Raw genomic sequence first — 23,257 nt, forward strand, 5'->3', positions numbered from 1 at the left:
AAAGACGACTTTGCCTTTTCATACAACTTAGTAAAAAATGTTGGGTATTTTTCTAGTAACAGAGACGGAAACGATGATATTTACCAAGCAGACGCTGTTTGTGGAGTAGATGCAACTATTTTAGTAAAAGATGCCGTTACAGGTAAATTATTATCGGATGCAACAGTTACTTGGGTAAACACTAAAGGAGTGGAGAAAGGTAACCAAATGTCTAACGATATGGGAGAAGTTAAATTCGGAATCGCTTGTGAGGAAATTGCAAACTTTAACGGATCAAGATCGGGTTATGAGAACGGGACGGTTTCTATGGAGAAATCTAAAAACGGACCAAAAACGATTGAGTTAAACTTAACACCAATTAAACCAATCATTACCGATAGAGAAGTAATCTTACAACCAATTTACTTTGAATACAACAAATCGAACATCACCGCACAAGGAGCTGCTGAGTTAGACAAGTTAGTTCAGGTAATGAACGAATACCCGAACATGGTAATCGATGCAAGATCACACACGGATAGTAGAGGAGCGGATAATTACAACATGAGATTATCAGACAGAAGAGCGAAATCTACCGTTCAATACATCATCTCAAAAGGTATTGCTAAAAACAGAATTACAGGTCAAGGAATGGGAGAAACACAACCAAAAGTGGCTTGTACAACTTGTACTGAAGAAGAACACGCTAAAAACAGACGTAGTGAGTTCTTAATCATCAAGAAATAATCTAAAGATTATATAATATTAATTACAATAAAAAAGAGCGCTTAAAGCGCTCTTTTTGTTTTTGTATGAATTTATTTTTTAGATGAAAAGATTTCTTTTACAGCTTGTTCATAAGCTCTGCTATTTTGAGCTTTTTTAATTTTCTTATACGTTTTTTGAGTATCAGGAAAAGATTGTGAAAAGTATTCCCAAAAGCCTAACATTTTCATTCGAATTGGAGTTGGACCTTGTAAATAAGAATCGTATGCTTGATAAATTTCATCGTGAAAAGCACTAAAAAGTTGCAATTTATCTTCAGGATATTCAGTTGTATTGTTTTTTATCATACTAGGTAAAAACGGATCGGCAATTAATCCTCTTCCAATCATAAAATGATCAATACTTGGAAAGCGCTCTTGCATCGCTCTAAATTTTTCAACCGAGGTAATATCGCCATTATAGTACAATTTGTGCTTAGAAACATCTAAACAACGCTGAAACGAATCTAAATCGACACCGCCTTTATATAATTGTTTACCAATTCGAGCATGAATGGCGATGTTTTTAATCGGATATTTTTCTAAAATTGGAAAAACGTCTAAAATTTCAGTCGGATTTTCATATCCCATTCTCATTTTCATCGAAACAATAATATTCGTTTCACTATGCGCTCGATCTAAAATGGTGTTAATTCTTTCAGTATTACTAATTAATCCTGAACCCATGCCGCATTTGGCCACCATTGGATACGGACAACCTAAATTCCAGTTCAATTCTTTATACCCTAACGATTGTACATATTTTGCTACAAATAAAAATTCATCAGCATCATTTGTAATAACCTGAGGAATAACTTCTAAAGTAGTATTGTTTTCTGGAAGAATATCGCGTTCGTAAGAAGCTTTAATTTCCAATTTACCATTCAGCCTAATGTAAGGTGAATAGTAGGTATCAATGCCACCAAAATGTTTGTGAAACGCATTTCGGAATCTGAAATCGGTAAATCCTTGTAGAGGTGAAGATAATAAAGTAAGACTCATTATGGACGACTACAGATTATCTGAAGCAAACCACTCAGCAAAAGAAGTTTCCGTTTCTTGAAGACGTAAAGAATGCAATTGAATGTCTTTAGGTAAACGTGCCATAATTTTTTCAGCAAAATCGATAACCATGTTTTCACTAGTAGGTTGATAATCTACTAAAATTACGTGATGACCACGGTCTTTCAATTCTTTTGCTAATTCAATATGAGGTGTGTTTTTATTGAATACTGTAGCATGATCAAAAACATCTACAATATCTTCTTTAACAATTTTCTTTAAATCAGAAAAATCAATTACCATTCCGTATTTCACATTATTAGTGTCTGAAATAGGTTCACCAATAACTGTAACCGAAAGTTTATAACTATGTCCGTGAACATTTTTACATTTTCCATCATAGCCATAAAGTGCATGACCTGTTTCGAAATTAAATTGCTTGGTAATTCTAATTTTACTCATTGTCTGATTATTGAAATGCAAAATTACGAAAATAACACGAGTTCAATATAAAAATCTTAGCATTGTTTTTTATTTGAATTTTAAATGATTAGCCACGAATTCACGAATTTAAAAATATCAATATTTTGAGATTAGTTTCGTTAAAGACGAAATTCGAATTAAATCGAAACAGTAACATTTTAAAAATTTGTGAATTCGTGGCGTTTCAATTTTTAAAATTGATTTTATCTTCAATTAATTACTATATCTTTGCTTTAAATATACAAATCCATGGAATTGAATCCACTTTACGAAACGATAATCGACGATTTATTAGAAAATCAATACGCGGTTTGTGATGCTTTTTTTTCGGAAGAAGCCGTGCAAATTATGCGTGCCGAATTGGAACAAAAATTCGAAACTTCAGAATTTAAAAAGTCGGCAATTGGTAAGAATTCGGATGAAATTGTAAAAGAAGAAATTCGCGGCGATTATATTTTTTGGTTGGATGAAGAAGAAAAAAATGTAGCATCAGAAACCTTTTTCAATCAAATTAATGACTTTGTAGCGTATATCAATGCGACATGTTATTTAGGAATTTCGAACAAAGAATTCCATTACGCTATTTATCCTGAAGGAACATTTTATAAACGTCATTTAGATGTTTTTAAAAACGATACGCGAAGAAAATTATCAATCGTTTGTTATTTGAATGATGAAAATTGGCAACCTGAATATGGTGGCGAATTAGTCATTTACAAACCTGAAGAAGATATTACAATTTACCCGTTAAAAGGTAGAGTTGTTATTTTTGAAAGTCAAATTTTAGAACACGAAGTCAAACCCGTTCAAAGAAAAAGATACAGTATTACCGGTTGGTTGAAAACGAGTTAAGAATTACTTTTTCAATATAATATTGTCACATTCATAACTCAATTTTACTAATTCTAAAGATTTGTTATATTCAGCATTAATATTTGGGTTGTTTTCATTTGAAGTTAAATCAAAATGGTCAAATGATTTTTTTAATTGATTGCTATTAGAAATAAAATAAAAAGTGGAAAACTCAGAATGACTAATTGAAATAAAATCACTTTTTTCAGTTTGATAATTTTTGACATTTTCATCTTTTATAATATCAATTTTTGATGAATAATTAGCGAAAATATCAAATGAAATTTTAGTTTTTTCAGTTCTACATTTACTGATTTTTTGGTAATAACTTTCGTCTTTTTCTTTCCAAAAAATATAAATATGAGAAGTTTCTAAATCACAATCTAAATCTTCCAGATTCGTTAGCAATTTGCATCCATTACAATATTTTTCTAAAATAAAAAATTCCTCAATCTTACTTTCTTTAAATATCTTAATTTGATTAGTAACAATTGAGTCAGCAATACTATTTTGTGCTGAAATTAGATTAATTGAAAATAAAAATAGTAGAATTAGATTTTTCATTTGATTATTTCTTAAAAGCTTCCAACTTGCTTAGCAAAGTTGGTTTAGAACGATTTAGAATTCAGTTTTCTTGATAAATTCAATTCCTTTTTCAAATGTATATTTAAATTCATAAAAATATCTCGTTTCCTTTTTAATTGAATTTTTGAAATCTAATTTTTCAAATTCTACTGGAATAAATATTTTTGCTTCATCTTTAGCTCGTTTTCCTAATAATTCAATAAAATTCAAACTCAACCATTTATCTATAGGGGATTTAATATCCATAAAATGAAATATATCTCTGTGAAGGATATTTGCTTTTTCTTTGCCAACAATTTCATGAAAATTAAAACTTAAATTGGAGTAAATTTTTGAATTTTTGAACTCTACTCGAAAAGGTGTGTTTATTTGAGATGTTGATAATATTCGATTACCTAAAATCCCAGTTGAAGTTTTATCTGGAATTTCCTGATTGAAATCAATATTTACAAAAAGTGTATCATTTTTAATTTCTTTTTGGAAGTCACTTATTATGATTTCATAAATTATCTTTTTGTTTTTATTCCAATCAATACTGTCTTGTGAAAAGACAAGATTTATAGATAAAAACGCTAAAAATAAAATTACTTTTTTCATTTAAGTTTTATTTCTTAAAAGCTTCCAAAGCCTTTTTTGTAAAATCGCTCAATACCAATTTTCCAGAAATTTCAGCACGTTCGTATAATAAAGTGCTCCAATGTGAAGTATTTTGCCATAATACTTGTTTCATGTCGGCTAATGCTTCTGGGTTGTAGCTCGCTAATTGTGTAGCGAATTTTTCCACTTCAGCGTCTAATTCTTCCGGTTGTAAAAATTTAGCGTATAAACCTTTTTCAAAAGCCCATTGTGCGGGTTTCCATTCGTTTCCGGCTAAGGTTAATTCGCTCATAGCGGTTTGTCCAATTTTTCGACTAACCGCTGGTTCAATTACAAATGGTCCAATTCCGATAGTTAATTCAGAAAGTTTTACATCGGCTTTAGTACTTGCAATGGCATAATCGCAGGCAGAAACAATTCCAACACCGCCACCAACAGCTTTTCCTTGAACTTTTCCAACAATTAATTTCGAACAGTTACGCATTGCATTAATTACATTTGCAAAACCAGAGAAAAATTGTTTTCCATCGGTTAAATTATCAATCTGAAGTAACTCGTCAAAAGAAGCGCCTGCACAAAACGTATTGCCTTCACTTTGTAACACAATAATAGTAGCGTTTTCGTTTTGATCTAAATCCTGAATTGTTTCCACTAACTGTTGTAATTGTGTACTCGGAAATGAGTTTCCTGCAGGATGAAAAAAAGTGATGTATCCAATATTGTTTTTTACTTCTTGTTTTACAAAAGCTGTCATTGTTAAAAAAATTTAACCGCAGATTAGTAGAATTTATCTCTGTTAAACTGCGGTAGGTTTTAGTTGTAATTAAATTATCTTTTAAGTGTAAAGTGTGATCTAAATTCTTTAGTAACGCCGTTTTCTTTGTATTCTATTTTAAACCAATAATCGGTAGATGGTACTAAATTTCCATTATACGTTCCGTCCCAACCACCACTGTAAGGATTAATTTGTTTCATTAATTTTCCATATCGGTCGAAAATAAAAATTTTAGCTTCAAAATCTAATGTTAAACCAGTAATGTTCCAAATATCATTGTATCCATCGCCATTTGGTGTGAAATAATTCGGATAAGAAATTGTAGTAATTTCATTAGAGATTAATTCTCCACATCCGTTTTTATCTCTCGCGATAATTGTATACACGCCATTTGGTAAATTCGTAAAGATTGGACTGTCTTGCCAAAAAAATCCGTCTAAACTATATTCGTAATCTCCAAATCCTCCAATAACGATAGCTTCAATTGTAGCTAATCCAGTAGAAAAAATTTCTGAAACTAATTCAGCCTCTACAGATTCAGGCGCAGAAGAAATATTAACTTGAATCTCATCTTCTTTAACACATCCTGTAACTGTATTGGTAACCGTAACTTTATATAAACCAGTTTGTGATATATCATAAATTGGACTTTCTAATCCGCCAATTGTATCCGGATTGGTTGGTGTCCAAACATAAGTATATGTTCCAGGAGTTAGTGGAGTTGCATTAACTATATAGTTGCCATTTCCGGTTCCAGGTTCTACACACAAAGTATAAAAATTCAAAATATTTACATCTGGTAATGGATTAACTTTTAAAGTTACATAAGGTCCTAATCCTACACATGCATTATTGATGTTGCTGTCAATACGAACCCAAATGGTTTGAAGATTTGGTGTGATGTTTCTATAACCATCAGGATCTGTTGTGTCAATTGGGTTTATTTCCGCTAAAGCATCGGTTTGACTTTCGTAATACGTAACAATTAAGTTTGTGCTACTTGGAAATACAGATAAAATTCCATTTACGGGATCATTTGTAGCGATGTTTAAATCGAAATAATCAATTCCATCATCATCTGGATCTGAAGCGTCTATATAATCATCACATTGTTCTAATATATAAGGTACAAATGTGCTTGGTATTTGAGTTACAGAAACCACTAAATTTACTTTTGAAACTCTTACACATCCATTTTCATTTTCAACTCTCGACCAAACTACACTTCCATTAGCAGCATTATAACTTGTATCATTAGTAAATGGAGCAATATCATTTAAAGCATTTGCTTGTGATGCATAATATTTGAACGTTAAATTGGTTTGAGTTGAAATTAATCCATTTGCTTCCGTTAAATTGAAATCAGTTACGGCATCGGTATCATCATCGCATTGATAAAGCGTAATTTCGTCATCAATTGTTGGTAATGGAGTAACTACAACATTAAAACTTGTAGTGTTGAAACAGTTAGTTAACGTGTTTAAAATTCTCACATAGATTAATCTATTTGAACCAGTATAATTAGAAATAGCATTTGTTCCTAAAAGTGCATCACTTTCTAATAAATGGAATGTTACGCTTAAATCGGTTTGACTATTTAATATTTCGTTGATTTTTAAGGCTAAGTTGAAAGTTGTTTGTCCGTTGGTGTCGTTTCCATCACTTCCATTATCACAAACTTTAAAATCTGTGATAGGTAATATTGTTGGTAAATCATAATTGGTTACCACTACATTTGAAGATAAAGGTGGACAAACCCCATTTGCAGGTATAGTATATGTATAGGTTCCACTAGCATCTACCGCTGGATTGAAAACTCCAGTTCCACTGGCTAAAGCAGGCGACCAAGTTCCACCAACTGTAACACCTGTTCCTAATAAAGCAAACAAATCAAAAGGCGCAGCGTTTTTACAAGTATTTTTTGTGGTATTAGTACCGGCATTATTAGCTTGTGCTACCGTAACATTTACTTTTACACTTAAAAATGTCAAAGATGTGTTACAGGTTTTTGTAAAAGAATAAATATATTCTCCAGGAATATTGATGGCAGGATCAAAAATATCACCATTTAATGGAGCGCCACCTGCTGGAGGAGTCCATGTTCCGCCAGGACCTGGATTACCAATAATGGCATCAAATAAATTGGTTGTTGTTGAAGAACAAACTGTTACTGGGGTGTCTTGTGGAGCACTTCCAAATCCTGAATAATAACCAGCATATCCTGCAGCACCACTTGCTCCAAATACTCCAACAGCTAAAGGCCCAGTTGAAACAACATTTACATTGCCTGTATAACCAGAAATTCTATACGTTACCCAATCTGTATTTCCTAAAACAGTTTGTGCTAGCGATGTACTAATAGGATTTCCATTAACCGTTATCGTTGCATTTGAATAGGTTAAAATCATTAAATCGGCATTGTAAAAAGTATTTCCGATTTGATTTATAGCAGGAATATATACTGAATTTTGAAAGAAACAACTTAAAGGTGGTATAAAGTTTAAACCAGAAGTTGGAGTTGAGTCATCTCCACCAATTAATTGATACGCAAAAACAGGTTTTGATGATTTTACATAAATATTTCTATTATTAGTTCCTTGAAATTGTGAATTCGGAACTAAATAATATTCACCAGCATTTAAAACTGTTGAAGCAACAGTACTTCCATTAACAAAAATTTCTGTATTGTCTGAATCGGCAATAATTAAAGGCGATTCCATTTCAGGTAAACCATTTCCTTCAATAAAAATATATTCTGTTCCTATTTGTGATGATGCAACAATCTGATCTAAAGTAAAATCCGATCCATTATTCGAAACACCTCCTGTAGCATTACCGGTATTTACAGCAACTGGTTTTGTAGCTGTTAATGAGGCGCCAATGAAGCCATAATAATTACTAGGAACGTCAGTGTAACCCGAGAAAACAATTGTTTGTCCTTGGTTTAAAGTAAAGGTTTGTGTGTCGTCTAAAATAATTCCTGCACCTGAAACAAATTCTACTCCAGTATCATAATCTGATAATGTGATTGTAGTGTTGTCTTCAGTTGCCATTACACTCGAGACAAAGTTTCTAATATTAATATCTCCACCTTGTGGAGTGCTTCCTAATCTAAAATCAGTTCCAATTCCTGGTCGACCTTTAGAAATCAACGTTTCAGCATGATTTTGATGTCTCATTCTAAAACTTACATAAAAGTCCTTTGGTCCTTGAAGAATAAGTCCTTTGTCGCTATTAACTACGTTTACATCACTTACATCCAAAAACATGCTTGTAGGCTGACCGTTTCCTATTTCGATTACCGTTGGATTAGTTTGAGAAACTGAAAAAGGCGATCCAGGAATTGGTGTTCCATCTCCAGTTGTAACTTGTACTAAAAAAGGTGTAGCTTCAGGTGTCGAAATATAAATATAATGGTCTTGAATTGCCGATGCGTCTCTTGAATGCAATGGCGGAATCCAATGTTTACTACTTAATTGGGCTTGAGATATAAATAGAGTAAATAGTGTAAGTATATGAATGAATTTTTTCATTATTTTTTTAAATTTTCACAAATTTATTGTTTTTAAACCAAATATTCTAAAAAAACGCTCGTAACTGAATAGTTCCTGTGTGGATGCTTTTACTGGTTTCCGATTTTCGTCCTTGATAATTTATAGAAATATCTAAAAACTGCGTGATATTTTTTCTAAAAAGCAATTGCCAAGTAGTGTTTTTACCTTTTTGTAATCCTTCCAATAATTGAAATCCGACGGGTGAAGTTGCATTTCCTGTAAAATCATTATTGATGTAATTAAACATGCCACTCATACTCAATCCTTTTTCGGTGTTCCAATTAAAAGATGTTCCTAAAACTTGTTGTTGCAATTTTTCTAAATTTCCAATCGTGTTTTCTTTGGTATTGTTTTCATAAAAAATATCCCAACTTGCGTTCTGTGAGAATAAATACGATATTTTTGGCGTCCATTCCCATGATTTTAATTTGAAATTTCTTGTAGCATAATTATCTGAAACACTCTCAGAATTTGAAGTATTCGATGCCACTTGGAACAACCAAAATTTCTTTACTAGATGAACATATTGCAATTGATGACTTTTCACATAATTTTCCTGACTACCAAAATTTAATAAGTTTTTAATTGAACTGGAAATATATGTGTATGTTGTCGAATGCTTTTGTTTTCCTTTATTATAAAACAAACTATTTCTAAAATTATTGTTCAATCCAATTAAATCTTCTTCATTTTTTGTAAACGGATTCCATTCAAAGGAATTCGAATTTCTTGCAATTTTTTTATCAATAATTAATGAAGTCTGATTGTAAAATTTCGAAAGTACTTTTTTAAATCCCGTTTCATTTTGCCATGCATTTCCATTAAAAGTTACCGTCTGGCTCAATTTATTTTGATAGGTTCTCAAAAACGTTTGATTCGGCAAAAAGATCTTTACATATTTCGCTAAATCAGGAAAAGTTGCAATTTCAAATTCTTGTAATTCTTGAATGTTATTGTTGTTATAATCGTTCCACATATAAACTCCTCTTCCTGGATCAACTTCCAAATAAGTGAATTCTTGCTGTGCGATGCTTCCCGAAACATTTTCATAAAAAGTGGTGGTTTGAATCAACTGATTGAAAAATGAATCGGAATAATTTAATCGCGAATTAATTGACGGTTCTGTAGCGCGACCATCCGTAAATTTCAACGTTCTGTAATTGAAGAAAATACCCAAACTTCTTCTGTCGTTTTTAATCAATTGCGATTTTAAATACGATGAAAAAGAAGTGTTTACACGTTGTAATATGTTGTTTTGAATACTGTCGTTGTTTCGAACTAAATAACCAATTTCTGTAAAAACTTTTGTGGAATCACCTCGACCAATAAAATTCCCAAATTCGGTAAATCGCTGACTAAAATTACTCAACGTTTGGGTTTGTGCAATTAGTTCTTTACTGTTTTCGTTTCTTACACTTCCTCCGATATAATTTTTTTGGAAATGGTATTTGGCAACCGTATGATTTCTAAAAAAATCTGATTTACTATAATCGCCTTTGCTGTTCATCAAACTGGTTTGAGTTTGAAAAAGTAAGGTTTTGTTTTTTGCAATGGCTGTGAAACTATGTTTGTTACCCGAAAAATTAGTAGAATAATCGAGTTTTTCAAATTGATATTTCCCTATCGTAATCCATTTGATAGAATCTTGAACTACAGAATTAAATTCTAATCCTCCTGTTAATAAAACCTGATTTCCTAACGGATTTGTAATGTTCCAATCTCGATTAAATTCGATATTATACAAACGCTCAATTGGTTTGAAATTTTCTTGAATGTAATTGATGTTTCCAAACGTATTTACAGCAATGCCTTTTGAAAATATTTGTTGTTTGATGTTTAATTTTGTTGCAAAACCTTGATTGTTAGCATCGTCTATATCGGAATACAAGTTTTTATCGTTGTTGGAAATGGCAATTTCCGCATCAATATTCGTTTTTTCTGTAGGTGCATAACTACTTACTATTGTTGCAATTTGAATTTTTGTTGGCGCAATTAATTTCACAATCGGTTCGTAATTTCCTTGGGGAATTCCAGCTATAGGCGCAATGTATTCGTAAATTTTTCCAATAGTATTATTGCTCGCTAACACATAATTTCCTTGATTATTTCCCACAAAAGTGAATTTCACTTGATAAAGTGTTTGTGTAGGATCGGTTGAAAATTCAAAAATTTCTTCTAAACCAATAAGCGTTTTTTTATACAAAATTTTATTTTCCGAATAACTGTCTTCATAAGCAGATGGCGCATTCATTAAATTTTGATTGTCGCCAGCAGCTTGTAAAATTTGGACTTGTTCTTCCGATAAATTTTGTTGTAACGGTTGGTTTTTTACATCGTTTTCCGAATATACATACGTTCCGATACTGAATTTTTCGCCCTCAAATTGGTAACCACCATAACTTAAAAAACGCGTGAAATTTCTATCTGAATATTGATATTCAACCACAATTCGCATTTCGGATGTAATGGGGAAAGTTGCATTGAAAATAATTTCTCCGGCATTATAATCGATAATGTAATCTTTGTTTTCGCCACGTTCTTTCAAAATTCCGTTCACGTATACACGTTCCGAACCTGAAATAATCAACACATACAATTCGTTGTTATTACCTCGTAATTTATACGGACCTTGATTGCCTTCTTGACCGGTAAAATTACTTCTGGCATATTGTCCGCGTACCAATGAAGCCGCAAAAAACAAATCGTTTTTATTGGTATTTCCCCAATTGAAATGCGACGATAATCCTTGTACTTTTTTATTGAAATTTAAAAAGGAAGTTTTACGGTTTTCTAAGAATAAATCTCCGGCTCTAACATTCCAATTTTTAGAAGAAAGCTCAATAAAAATTTGATCAAATTCGTCTAGTTTTTGCGAATAACCGCCTTCTTGTAACGGAATATTACTGTCTTGAATGGATGCTTTTAAAGTGACATTGTCCGATAATTTACCTGAAATTTGTAAATCTAAATTCGAATTCAATACCGTATTTTGATTGTTTCCTACAGTAATTCCTCTAGAAATACTTCCGTTGGTTTGCAAACCGTTGAATAATTGTGTTGGTTTTTTATTGTTTTCCGAAAAGGTGAGTAATTGTCCGGCTTCATTCGGAACAATTTTACTATCGTCGTAAATGGCATAGGTTTTCGTTAAGAAATTCGGCAAACGCGAATATTCAATTCGAACCGAATCGGTAAATTCTTTTTTGAAAAGTAGTTTTTTGGTTTGGTAATCGAATCGGTAAAAAGAAGTGTCAATTTCTTGGTTGTTGAAAGTGTAAATTTTAAAGGAATTCGGATTTAAAGCGACACTATCAATTTGAATTTCGGCTTTCGTATAAACTAATTTCTTTCTTTGAAATGCCTGATTTTTCTCCTGACCAAAACCAACAGAAAACAGTGTTAAAAAGAATAGTAAGTAAATGCGTTTATACATGAAGTAAAAGTAATGATAATTGTATAAACGTGAAAATATTGGTTTTTGTATCTACGACAATATCATCTCTTCATAACTCAAAACCGTTTCATATCCATTTGAAAGAAAATATTGAGTTGGATTTTCATTGGAAAGCACCATTACAAAGTCGCCGCCCCAAGCGCCCAAACTTTTTATTGTACCTGTGAAGTTATTGAAAAGTCGTTCTTTTACGGTTTGCATTTCCAAAATATTGCTTAAAATAACTTCATGATGATTTAGTAAATCTTCAGCTTCGTTAAAACTATCAGTTGCGATAATCTTTTCCGTTATTTTAGAAATAGTTGCAGTATTTTTTTCTAAAAACTGTTGTTTGTTCATGTAATTCTGAATCGCATGTCGGCTATTTTGCTTTTTATTCAAATACACAAAATAGATGTTTTTTGTAAATTCTGGATGAAAAGTTACGGCTTCTACAATTGGTTTTTCATTTTCCAGCTGATAAATAATTGCGGTATTATTTTGTGCGCAAGCAATATCGTACCCGCTACCACCGAAACTTTTTCGTAATAATTCAAACGCATCAATTTCTAACCATTGCGCAATATTGTTAATTAAAGTTGAAGAAGTTCCTAAACCCCAATTTCTAGGAAACGTTAATTCCGTTTCAATTTTATAGCCTTTTTTCGCTTTTAAAAATTCAGGATTCTGAAGATTCGCTTGGTGTAAAATTTCTACTAAAGTATGTTTAATGGGATGTTCTTCTTCGAAGTCTTTCTTTAAAATGACATCTTCAAAAGTTAGTTCCGTTTCAAACCAAATACTTTCATCAGCATCAAAACTAGTCCAAACAATTTTTTGTTCCTCAATTGGTGAAACGTGTAAATTTTGTCCATACTTCGTTGGTAGTGCTAACGATTTGGCTCCGTTTAACACTACATATTCTCCTGTAATGAGTAATTTTCCGTTGGAGTAGAAGGTTTTTTTGTTAACCATATAAGTCATGCAAGTTTTTTCAATTTAACTTAAAACTTTATAAAGTTGAATTAAGTTTTTACTTTGTAAATTTAATTTTAGTCAGGCATATAAATTTAAGCTTATATGACTTATATGTTTATTTTTTTCTCAAACTTTCCAAATAATCCACCACCAAATTATGCGAAACCGTTTTACTTTCAAAATGAGCAATAACTTGTTGTTTTTCTTCTTTTGTGGCTTGGTGTTGGTTTAAAATATTGTTCAAGTGCATTTTCATATGACCTTGTTGAATTCCAGACGTTGTTAACGAACGCAACGCAGCGAAATTCTGTGCTAATCCGGCAACGGCAATAATTTCCATTAATTCCGTAGCTGATGGATTACCTAACATTTCTAATGAGAATTTTACTAATGGATGTAAATTCGTTAAACCACCTACGGTTCCTAATGCTAACGGCACATCTAACCAAAAAGAAAAGATTCCGTTTTCTATTTTGGCATGAGATAAACTCGTGTATTTTCCATCTTTACTGGCATATGCATGAACACCTGCTTCAATCGCGCGGAAATCGTTTCCAGTGGCTAAAACCACGGCGTCAATTCCGTTCATGATGCCTTTGTTATGTGTAACCGCCCTATAAGGTTCTACTTCAGCAATTTTGACTGCGGTTACAAACTTTTGAGCAAATTCTTCGGCAATGATGTTTTTATCTTCGTTTAATTCGGAAACCGGACAAGAAACTTCTGCTCGAACGACACAATTCGGAACAAAGTTGCTCAAAATACTCATTACAATTTGAATTGAAGTAATGCCAAAATCTTCCGATTTATCTTTTAACGTTTTGGCAAATTGTTCTAAACACGAATTGATAAAATTCGCACCCATACTATCTTTCGTTTGGAACGTAGCATGAAGTTGGTAATAATTTTCTAATTCGGCAGTTTTGTCAACTAAAACAATATCTGAAATTCCACCGCCACGCTTTTGCATGTTTTTGGTAATGCCTTCTGTTTCAGAAAGTAAAAATGGTTTTACGAATTGGAAATATTCTGTCAATTTTGCTTTATCACCTTCGTATAAAAAGTGAACTTGACCAATTTTTTCAGTTCCTAAAATAGTAGTTTTGAATCCGCCACGCGAACCCCAAAATTTAGCCGCTTTACTGGCTGCTGCAACAACCGAACTTTCTTCAATAGCGAAAGGAATCGTATAGTTTTTTCCGTTAATAGTGAAGTTTGGTGCCACACCTAATGGTAAATAGAAATTTGTAATGGTGTTTTCTATAAACTCATCGTGTAATTTTTGAATATCGGTGTTTTGATTCCAATATTGTAAAAGTATATTTTTTGCTTGAGTAGGATTGGCAAAATAAGTTTGAGCAATCCAATCAATTTTTTCTTCTTTAGTTAGTTTCGAAAAACCGATTTTATTTTGAGTCATTGTAATTAAATTCTAATGCAAAAGTAGTAAATAATGCGCTTATATTCTTTCGGTCCATTTGAATAGTTTTTCTTCGAATAAATCTTTGTCGAGTGGCTTAACAATGAAATCAGACATGCCAATTTCTAAACATTTTTCTCTTTCACCAGTAAATATACCCGCAGTTAAAGCAATGATAACCGCATTTGGATTCATTTTTAATATTTCTTCAGAAGCTTCATAGCCGTTTTTTACAGGCATTTGAATGTCCATAAAAGTAATGTCGGGATCATGTTTTTGGTAAAGTTCAACGCCTTCTTTACCGTTTTCCGCTTCATAAATAATTGCTTTTGGAATTTTATTTTTAATCAACGTTTTCGTCAATAGCATATTTATTTTATTGTCTTCTACAATTAACACTTTTTGAATTGTTGAATTCGGTACTTTTTCAATATCATTAAGAATCACTTCTATGTCGTTGATACTGTTTCTTAAATTGCTTAAATCGTTTTGTAAGGAATCTATTTTAAATGGTTTTAAAATGATTTTGACTTTATCGCATAATAAATCTTCTACTTCACTTGAAATAATTGGTTGCATGATGAAAATATAAAATCCTTCATCTTTTTGTTTTTGTAATAAATTTTTTAATTGTTCGTTTGTGATCGTATCATAGTCTACGAAAACAGCATCTAAGTCGAACAAATTAGCATTTTCAAAAGTATTGCTAAAACTGCTTTTGATGTTGAAAGCATTCAATTGCTTGTTTAAAACATCACCAGTTCTTTCATTTTTATCAATAACAATTGCTTTTTGAATGATTGGGTTTTTAATTTTATTGTGCGTTGAACAGTATTTGGCTTCTACTTTTAATTCGAAATGGAAATTACTTCCTTTATTAATTTCACTATCAATTACTAATTTCGATTTCATTAAATTCAATAACTTATTGGTAATCGAAAGTCCTAAACCAGTTCCGCCATAATTTCTAGTTGTAGAAGTGTCTTCTTGTGAAAATGCATCTAAAATTTTAGTTTGATTTTCTGGTTTTATACCAATTCCTGTGTCGATTACTTCAAATTTTAATTTTGTTTTTTTACTTTTTTGATCTTTTGTTTGATTAGAAATAACTAATTCAATTTGACCTTGATGTGTAAATTTAACAGCGTTACTTAATAAGTTAATCAGAATTTGTTTTAATCGAATATCATCTACGAAGATATCGCATGGTACATCATTTTTAATGTCGACAATGATTTCAATGTTTTTCTTATCTGCATTAAATTTTACTAAATCGATAGTTTGATAAACAACATTGTACAGTTTTGTTTTTCTTGTATCTAATGAAAGTTTACCGGCTTCAATTTTAGAAATATCCAAGATATCGTTTACAATATCTAATAACGATTCTGCCGATTGATTTACAGTTTGTAAATATTCTTTTTGTAGTACATCCACTTTTGTATTTAAAAGTAACTGACTGAAACCAATTATTCCGTTTAATGGCGTACGAATTTCGTGACTCATATTCGCCAAGAATTCTGATTTAGATTTGTTAGAAGCTACCGCTAGTTCTTTTTCAATAATAGCTTTTTCAGCTTGTTTACGTTCTGTAATATCAATTAATACGCCTTCTAAATATTCGACTTTACCATCTTTTAAAATTCCTTCTCCGTATTCTTCAATCCAAACAATACTTCCGTCTTTTTTGACAATTCTACAAGTAATTTTATATGGTTTATTGTTTTTTATTGCTTCCTGAATAATTTTAATCGCATTTTTCTTATCGTCAGGATGATATAAATTATAAATATGGAAATCCGAATTAATGATTTCATGTTTTTTATAACCGGTTAAAACTTCAATTTCATCGTTTATGAAAATGATATTTCGATGTTCGTCTTCTTTAATAAGATAAACAGTTGCCGGAATATTATTCGCTAAAAGTTTAAATTTTTCTTCACTTTCTCGAATAGAATTTTCACTTTGAATTCGGTCAATTGTAACCGAAATATTATTGGTTAACGTTTGAAGAATGTTTATTTCATCGGCACTCCATTCGCGTTCTGCTGTACAATCATCAAAACCTAAAAACCCATAAAATACCTTTTTAATGAAAATAGGTAAAATAAGAATAGATAATATTGATTGTTCTTGTAAAATAGTTTTAAAAGCACCTTCAGGAATATCTTTTACAATAGACATGTAAGGTTTGTTTTTTATGATAACTTCCATGAATTCTGGAAATAAATCATGCGGTATATTTTGTAATTGTGGATTATCAATTTCTTTTAAACTTTCTTCACTAGTCCATTCATAAAGTTGACTAAATTGATTTGTTTCTACATTATTGTTGAAATAATACACACGATCTACTTTGGTAGCCTCTCCAACAAATCGCAATGAATTTTCAAATATTTTTTCAATTTCTGTTGTTTGAAGCAGTGATTCAGTTGTTTTTGTAATGGATGTTAACAGATTACTTTTATAAATAATTTGCTTTTCCGCTTTTTTCCTTTTTGTAGTTTCTAATGCCAAAGTGATAATATCTGAAACCGTTCTGGCAAAATTGATTTCTTCTTCCGACCATTTTTTAATTTCTTTAGTGGCTTCAAAGCAAGTGATGGCTACTAATTGACCAGAAATGTATAATGGAATATCCAATAACGAACGGATGTCGAATTTTTTGAAATATTCTTTATGGAATTCAATAGTTTTTGAGTCGTTTTGAGTGTCAACAGATAATAATATCGGTTCGTTTTCAATGATTTCAAAATAACGAGGAAAATCTTTTTTGAATAATCTTAAATCGCTATAATGTTTGTCTTCACTCTTTACGTAAATATTCGTTAAATCGATATAGTCATCGTAATTGTACCATAAACTCACACGATCGATTTCTAAACCAATTGAGGCTTCTTTAGTAATGTGTTCAATTAATTCTGCTGAAGTATTAAATTTTAAGAAATTTAAAGTCGCTAATTTATTAGAAACAGAATTCAATCGATTGATTCGTTCTTGTCGTAAGGTTTCTTGTTGTTCTAATTTTTTTGTTATTGATATATCTCTCGCGATAGCAGAAAAACCGATTATTTTTCCATTCAAATCTCTTTTAATAGATGTGTTTTGAGACAACCATAAAAGTTCGCCATCTTTTTTATAAATAGGGAATTCAATCGGATCAAAATTGTTTTTATCTTTTGGAATATCCGCATAATGACTGACAACTTTATCGATATATTCTTGTGCAATTAAAAATTTGAAATTTTTACCTAATATTTCTTCCGATTTATATCCTAATAAAGTTTCAGTATATTGATTAATGAACACATAGTTACCATATTTATCTAATTCATAAATAATATCTGAAGCAAATTGAACTAAGTTTTGATATTGTCTTTCAACCTCAATTTTTTTTGTCACGTCATATCCAGAAGCAATAAATAAATTCTCACTGTATTGTGTATCACTCCATTGTATGTATTTAATTTCGTTGTTTTTGGTTTTTAATTTTCTAACATAGATGGTGTTGGGCTTGAAAATTAAATTGTAGTCTTGTGGTGTAAATTCATCGTCTTCAGTAAGTTTCCAAAATTCTTTGCCTAAAACTTCTTCTGGTGTAAAACCTAATATTTTGGTTATAGATTCACTGCAAAATTTTACATTTCCTAAATTATCACAAGCTAATGTAATTGAATTCGATTGGTTGATAATGTTGTTTGTAAAAATTAATCGTTCCGTTGTGTTTAATAAATAAGCTCTTCTCGAAAAGTTAATAATTAGAATAATACAATTTGCAATAACTAATAAAAGATAAATGTCTCTATTAACTTTATAATAAAAGAATAAAGATAAAATTCCGAGTATAATGATTACGGCAAACAGTATATATGATTTGAATTTGTCAAATACATTAAAGGAAAAGAATAAGATTAAAAGAAATTCAACTATAATATATGTCGGAATTGTGTTTAATGTTAATCGTTGGAAATATAATGCAGTTAAGAGTACAAAATAAGAAATAAAAATGTATTTCAAATTCTTTAAAATGATAGGATAACCACTTAAAAAATAAAGTAATATACAAGAAGTTCCGAAAATTATTCGTCCAATTAAATCATTGTCATTGACAATGTTTAATGAATAATAAAATATACCTGTAATGATAATTAAAATTCCAAAATACAACAGATAATTTCTTTTGTATTCAATGAAATTATTGTCTGACAGTGTTTTTATAAATTCTTTGTTATACTTAAGTGATTTTTGAAATACGAAATTTAAAAATCCTCCAATAACCATGATTGTTATGGCAAAAAACCACCAAGTACTATAAAACGGTTCTTTTATTGAAAATGAATAGGAAGTGTAAATTCCAATTGGATTAGAAAACGCATCAACTTCTCTAACTTTTAAAGTGTAATATCCTGGAGATAAATTGCTAAAAGTAACTTCGTTACTAATTCTAGCTTTGCTCCAGTTTTTGTCGTAATTTTCTAGTTTATAAGAATAGAAAATGTTTTTATTTATTAACCCTGAATTTTGCCCAAATTTAAAAGTTAAAAAGTTTTCGTTGCTTTCAAATTCATGATCGTTTTGAGGTAAATTGAACCAATATTTTTTGTTAATATAATCTTTGTTTAATATTGAAAGAGAAGTAATGTTGATGTTGTTTTTAATGCTTTCTTTTTTGTTTGAATAAGAAATCATTTTGTATAATCCATCAATGGTTCCAAAATAAATATTTCCATTTTCATCTACATAACCAGAATTATAATTGGTTTCATATCCGTCAAATCCATTGCTTGAATTTAATACTTCAATTTTTTTGATGTTACCGTCTTTAGCAATTTCAATTTTATCTATTCCTTTATTGGTTCCAATGTATAAATAATCTTCATGCGTGTTTAAAGTGTAAATTAAAGTGGAAGATAAATTATCATTGGTATCAAAAGTTTTTACTTCTAAATTGTTGTTTATTGAAATAACTGCTTTTGATGTAGAAAACCAAACTGTATTATACTTGTCTTTGCAATAGAGAAAGGTAAATAAATTAGATATTTTTTTTAGTACAGTAAAAGTGTTGTTTTTGTATTCATAAAAATAAACTCCTTTATTTGTGGCAACTATATAATGGTTTTTTGAATGATGTAAAATGGCATTGAACTGTGTAATGCCGTTTTTTTTGTCGGAAAAATGATGTATTTGTTTAAAATTTTCATCTAAAACATACAATCCATTTGTTGTGCCAACAAAATAATTATTCTCTTTAGTTTGTAAAATTGTTTTAGAAAATCCGCTAAATTTTTTCTGAAAAATAGATCCGTTAAATTCAAAAACACCTTCTTCATTTATGGCTACTAATTTGTTATTGTGGTTTTTTATTAGAGAAAGAGTTTTTTTAATGTTTGGAATCGTTTTGATGTATTTCAGATTATAAAAATCGGTGTTGTCAAATTCTAAAACTCCAACAGACGGAATGTTTGTATAAAGTTTATTGTCAATTCCTTGAATGTTGTAAATATTACTGTTGTTTAACTGCTCAGTTGTATTAAATTTAATGAAATTTTGTTTTCCAAATTGAAAAAAGCCAATTGAAGAAGTTCCAACATTTAAAACACCATTGTCCGACAAAAGCGTAGTGTATTTTGCTTTCGGCAATCCATTTTTTTCATTAATGATAACATAGTTTTTATTGTAATACCAAACGCCAATTCCATCTTCTTTAGTTCCAGTAAACCATATGTTTCCATTAGGGTTTTGAAGAATATTAGTAATTTTAAAATCCGCTCCACTTTTAGTATTAATTTTTACTAAAAGTTCTTTTGTAACAATGTTGTTGTTGGAAAAATTTAATTGGTAGATGTTTCCATAATTATCTCCAACAATTACAGAGTTGTTGTTGCCTTTACATAGAACAACTTCATTGCTTTTAAAATCGAAATAACTAATTTGATTGTATTCTGTATTATAAATATATGTGCCTTTGTTGGTTCCAATTACAATTAAATAATCATTAATAGTTTCGGCAGAGGTAATGTTTGTTAATTCTAAGTTGCTAATGTTTTTAATGCTTTTAACATTATTGTTGTCGTCTATAAAATAAATGTTATGAGTGCTAAAGCCATATATTCCTGTGCTATTTTTGGCAAATTTAGACACATGAGAATGAGGTGTTTTTTTATCGGATTCTAATTTTGTGATTTTAAAAAAGTTATTACCTTCAAAAAATAGAATTCCCAAATAGTTGGAAGAAATAACAAGTTGTTTGTTTTTGTTTTCTATAATATCTTTAATAAAAAGATTTTCAAACCTTCCAGCTTTATTGTAGTTTTTAAAATCGGTACCATTATAACGAAACAATCCTGCACCATCGCCACAAATCCATAATAATCCTCTACTATCTTTGTAAAGTTTATTTATAGAAGACGTGTAGAGGCCTTTTTCATGATTTATTATGTCGAATTTTAATTGTTGGGCAATTGTACTTTCAACAAAAAAAACCAAATAAATTATAAAAATGTATTTGTATAATTTTTGCATTAATCGGTATAAGGGTTGAACTGATAAATTTATGAAAAAAATGTTAAAATTCAAAATATCAGATTTTTTTATGGCTATGTCGCAAATTTTCACTAAAATTGGAAGTTTTTTATAAAAAATTTACATGAAAAATAAAGTACAATTATTAGTATTATTACTAATTACTTCATTTACAGCTGTTGCTCAACAAAAACTGACGTTAGAAGAGATTTGGGGCGGCGCTTTCAGAACAAAAGGCATGGATGAATTGAATGCCATGAAGAATACTAATCAGTATACTGTGTTGAATTACGATAGAAGTACAAATTCTTTTCAAATTGACTTGTTTGATTACGCAACTTTAAACAAAGTTTCAACATTAATCGATACTAAAAATCACAAAGAATTAGAATCAATTGACAGTTATACTTTTGATAAAGCTGAAAAGAAAATTTTAATCGCCACTAATTCTGAGCAAATTTTCAGACATTCCTTCACAGCCAATTATTTTGTGTATGATTTAACAACTAAAAAATTAACAAAATTCACAGGAAAAGCTATTCAAGAACCAACATTTTCACCAAATGGAAACAAAGTTGCTTATGCCTTTGAAAATAATTTATATGTTTTCGATTTACTTTTAAATAGAGAAACACAAATTACAGATGATGGGAAGAAAAATGCTGTAATTAATGGTATTACAGATTGGGTATACGAAGAAGAATTTGCATTTGTTCGTGCTTTCGATTGGAATGCAGATGGAACTAAAATTGGATACATTCGTTTTGATGAATCTAATGTTCCAGAATTTTCAATGGATATGTATAACCAAGGATTGTATCCTACTCAAACGGTTTTTAAATACCCTAAAGCTGGAGAAAAAAATGCTGAGGTTTCTTTACATATTTATGATGTAAATGCAGCTAAAACTCAACAAATTAATTTAAGCAATTATAACGATTTTTATATTGCTCGTTTAAAATGGACAAATGATGCGAATGTGTTAAGTGCTCAAGTGTTAAACCGTCATCAAGATAATTTAGATTTATTATTTATCGATGGAAATTCGGGTGCTAAAAAAGTCGTTTTAAACGAAAAAGATAAGGCATATGTTGATGTTACGGATAACTTAACGTTCTTGAAAGATAATAGTTTTATTTGGACATCTGAAAAAGACGGATTCAATCATATTTATTACTATGATAAATCAGGTAAATTAAAAAACCAAGTAACCAAAGGGAAGTGGGAAGTAACCGCTTATTATGGTTTCGACGAAAAAAATAAAACCATTTATTACCAATCGGTTGAAAATGGTTCAATCAATAGAGATGTGTATTCGATTTCAATTGATGGAAAATCAAAAAAGAGATTAACTCTGAAAACAGGAACCAACAACGCTACGTTTAGTCCGAACTTCCAATATTTTATCAATACGTATTCTAGTGCTACTTCAGCACCCTATTATTCTTTAAACGATTCTAAAACTTCAAAAGAATTGAAAAAAATTCAATCAAATGAAGCAGTTGAAGAAAAATTAGCGAAATACAATGTGTCTCCAAAAGAATTTTCAACAATTACTACAGAAAAAGGACATGTTTTAAATACATGGATGATCAAACCTAAAGATTTCGATCCGAAAAAGAAATATCCTTTATTTATGTTCCAATATTCTGGTCCAGGTTCTCAACAAGTTGATAATGCTTGGAATGCAACAGATGATTACTGGTTTATGATGTTGGCTCAAAAAGGCTATATTGTGGCTTGTGTTGACGGAAGAGGAACTGGTTTTAAAGGTGCAGAATTTAAAAAATGTACTCAAAAAGAGTTAGGAAAATATGAAGTAGAAGATCAAATTGATGCTGCGAAAGTATTTGGTAATTATACATATATCGACAAATCTAGAATTGGTATTTTTGGTTGGTCTTTTGGAGGTTTTATGGCTTCAAATTGTATTTTCCAAGGGGCTGATGTATTCAAAACAGCAATTGCAGTTGCGCCTGTAACTTCTTGGAGATATTACGATAGTATTTATACTGAAAGATACATGCAAACACCACAAGAAAATGCAAGTGGATATGATAACAATTCGCCAATTTCACATGTTAGTAAATTAAAAGGAAACTTTTTATTAATTCATGGAACGGCTGATGATAATGTACATGTTCAAAATACGATGAAAATGGTGGAAGCATTAGTACAAGCTAACAAACAGTTTGATTGGGCTATTTATCCAGATAAAAATCACGGAATATATGGTGGAAAAACGCGTTTACAATTGTACACGAAAATGACCAACTTTATTTTAGAAAAATTATAACACTAACCAAATTACAA

Annotated in this window: 13 protein-coding genes; 3 read left to right on the forward strand and 10 right to left on the reverse strand. The window is 30.4% G+C overall.

Annotated features, from left to right (window positions below; all coding sequences use genetic code 11):
* Window positions 1-726, forward strand: a 726-nt coding sequence (locus BMY86_RS11025) for an OmpA family protein (protein WP_143065654.1), incomplete at its 5' end; no start/stop codon positions are given.
* 71 nt (window positions 727-797) lie between these two features.
* On the opposite strand, the gene BMY86_RS11030 is transcribed toward BMY86_RS11025, so the two are convergent.
* Window positions 798-1,745 (reverse strand): tRNA dihydrouridine synthase, encoded by a 948-nt coding sequence (locus BMY86_RS11030; RefSeq protein WP_091469201.1) that lies wholly within the window; start codon window positions 1,743-1,745, stop codon window positions 798-800.
* A gap of 9 nt (window positions 1,746-1,754) precedes the next feature.
* Window positions 1,755-2,207 carry a 6-pyruvoyl trahydropterin synthase family protein gene (locus tag BMY86_RS11035; RefSeq protein WP_091469206.1) on the reverse strand — a complete coding sequence of 151 codons (453 nt, stop codon included), beginning with the start codon at window positions 2,205-2,207 and terminating at the stop codon, window positions 1,755-1,757.
* Window positions 2,208-2,477: 270 nt separating this feature from the next.
* On the opposite strand from BMY86_RS11035, the gene BMY86_RS11040 reads away from it, so the two are divergent.
* Window positions 2,478-3,080, forward strand: a complete 603-nt coding sequence (locus tag BMY86_RS11040; RefSeq protein ID WP_091469210.1) for a 2OG-Fe(II) oxygenase — start codon at window positions 2,478-2,480, stop codon at window positions 3,078-3,080.
* A 3-nt stretch (window positions 3,081-3,083) separates the two neighbouring features.
* Here BMY86_RS11040 and BMY86_RS11045 read toward each other — a convergent pair whose 3' ends face one another.
* From BMY86_RS11045 to BMY86_RS11080, 8 genes are all read right to left on the reverse strand, one after another.
* Window positions 3,084-3,644, reverse strand: coding sequence for a hypothetical protein (locus BMY86_RS11045; protein ID WP_091469214.1), 561 nt, complete (start codon window positions 3,642-3,644; stop codon window positions 3,084-3,086).
* 54 nt (window positions 3,645-3,698) lie between these two features.
* On the reverse strand, window positions 3,699-4,262 hold the full coding sequence (locus tag BMY86_RS11050) for a hypothetical protein (RefSeq protein ID WP_091469218.1): 564 nt from the start codon (window positions 4,260-4,262) through the stop codon (window positions 3,699-3,701).
* 7 nt (window positions 4,263-4,269) lie between these two features.
* The gene (locus tag BMY86_RS11055; RefSeq protein ID WP_091469222.1) at window positions 4,270-5,016 is read right to left on the reverse strand and encodes an enoyl-CoA hydratase/isomerase family protein; all 747 of its coding nucleotides are present in this window, start codon (window positions 5,014-5,016) and stop codon (window positions 4,270-4,272) included.
* A 74-nt stretch (window positions 5,017-5,090) separates the two neighbouring features.
* A complete protein-coding gene (locus BMY86_RS11060) occupies window positions 5,091-8,570 on the reverse strand; it encodes a T9SS type B sorting domain-containing protein (RefSeq protein WP_091469225.1) in 3,480 nt (1,159 codons plus the stop codon).
* 46 nt (window positions 8,571-8,616) lie between these two features.
* A complete protein-coding gene (locus BMY86_RS11065; protein WP_091469228.1) occupies window positions 8,617-12,024 on the reverse strand; it encodes a hypothetical protein in 3,408 nt (1,135 codons plus the stop codon).
* Window positions 12,025-12,075: 51 nt separating this feature from the next.
* Complete coding sequence (locus BMY86_RS11070) at window positions 12,076-12,999, reverse strand: GYDIA family GHMP kinase (RefSeq protein WP_091469525.1); 924 nt, start codon at window positions 12,997-12,999, stop codon at window positions 12,076-12,078.
* 118 nt (window positions 13,000-13,117) lie between these two features.
* Window positions 13,118-14,422 carry a hydroxymethylglutaryl-CoA reductase, degradative gene (locus BMY86_RS11075; protein WP_091469231.1) on the reverse strand — a complete coding sequence of 435 codons (1,305 nt, stop codon included), beginning with the start codon at window positions 14,420-14,422 and terminating at the stop codon, window positions 13,118-13,120.
* 39 nt (window positions 14,423-14,461) lie between these two features.
* Window positions 14,462-20,944 carry a PAS domain S-box protein gene (locus BMY86_RS11080; RefSeq protein WP_143065655.1) on the reverse strand — a complete coding sequence of 2,161 codons (6,483 nt, stop codon included), beginning with the start codon at window positions 20,942-20,944 and terminating at the stop codon, window positions 14,462-14,464.
* Between the two features lie 124 nt (window positions 20,945-21,068).
* On the opposite strand from BMY86_RS11080, the gene BMY86_RS11085 reads away from it, so the two are divergent.
* On the forward strand, window positions 21,069-23,240 hold the full coding sequence (locus BMY86_RS11085; RefSeq protein WP_091469236.1) for a S9 family peptidase: 2,172 nt from the start codon (window positions 21,069-21,071) through the stop codon (window positions 23,238-23,240).
* Window positions 23,241-23,257: the final 17 nt, after the last annotated feature.

The sequence above is a fragment of the Flavobacterium urocaniciphilum genome (genome assembly GCF_900110615.1).
Classification (GTDB): Bacteria; Bacteroidota; Bacteroidia; order Flavobacteriales; family Flavobacteriaceae; genus Flavobacterium; species Flavobacterium urocaniciphilum.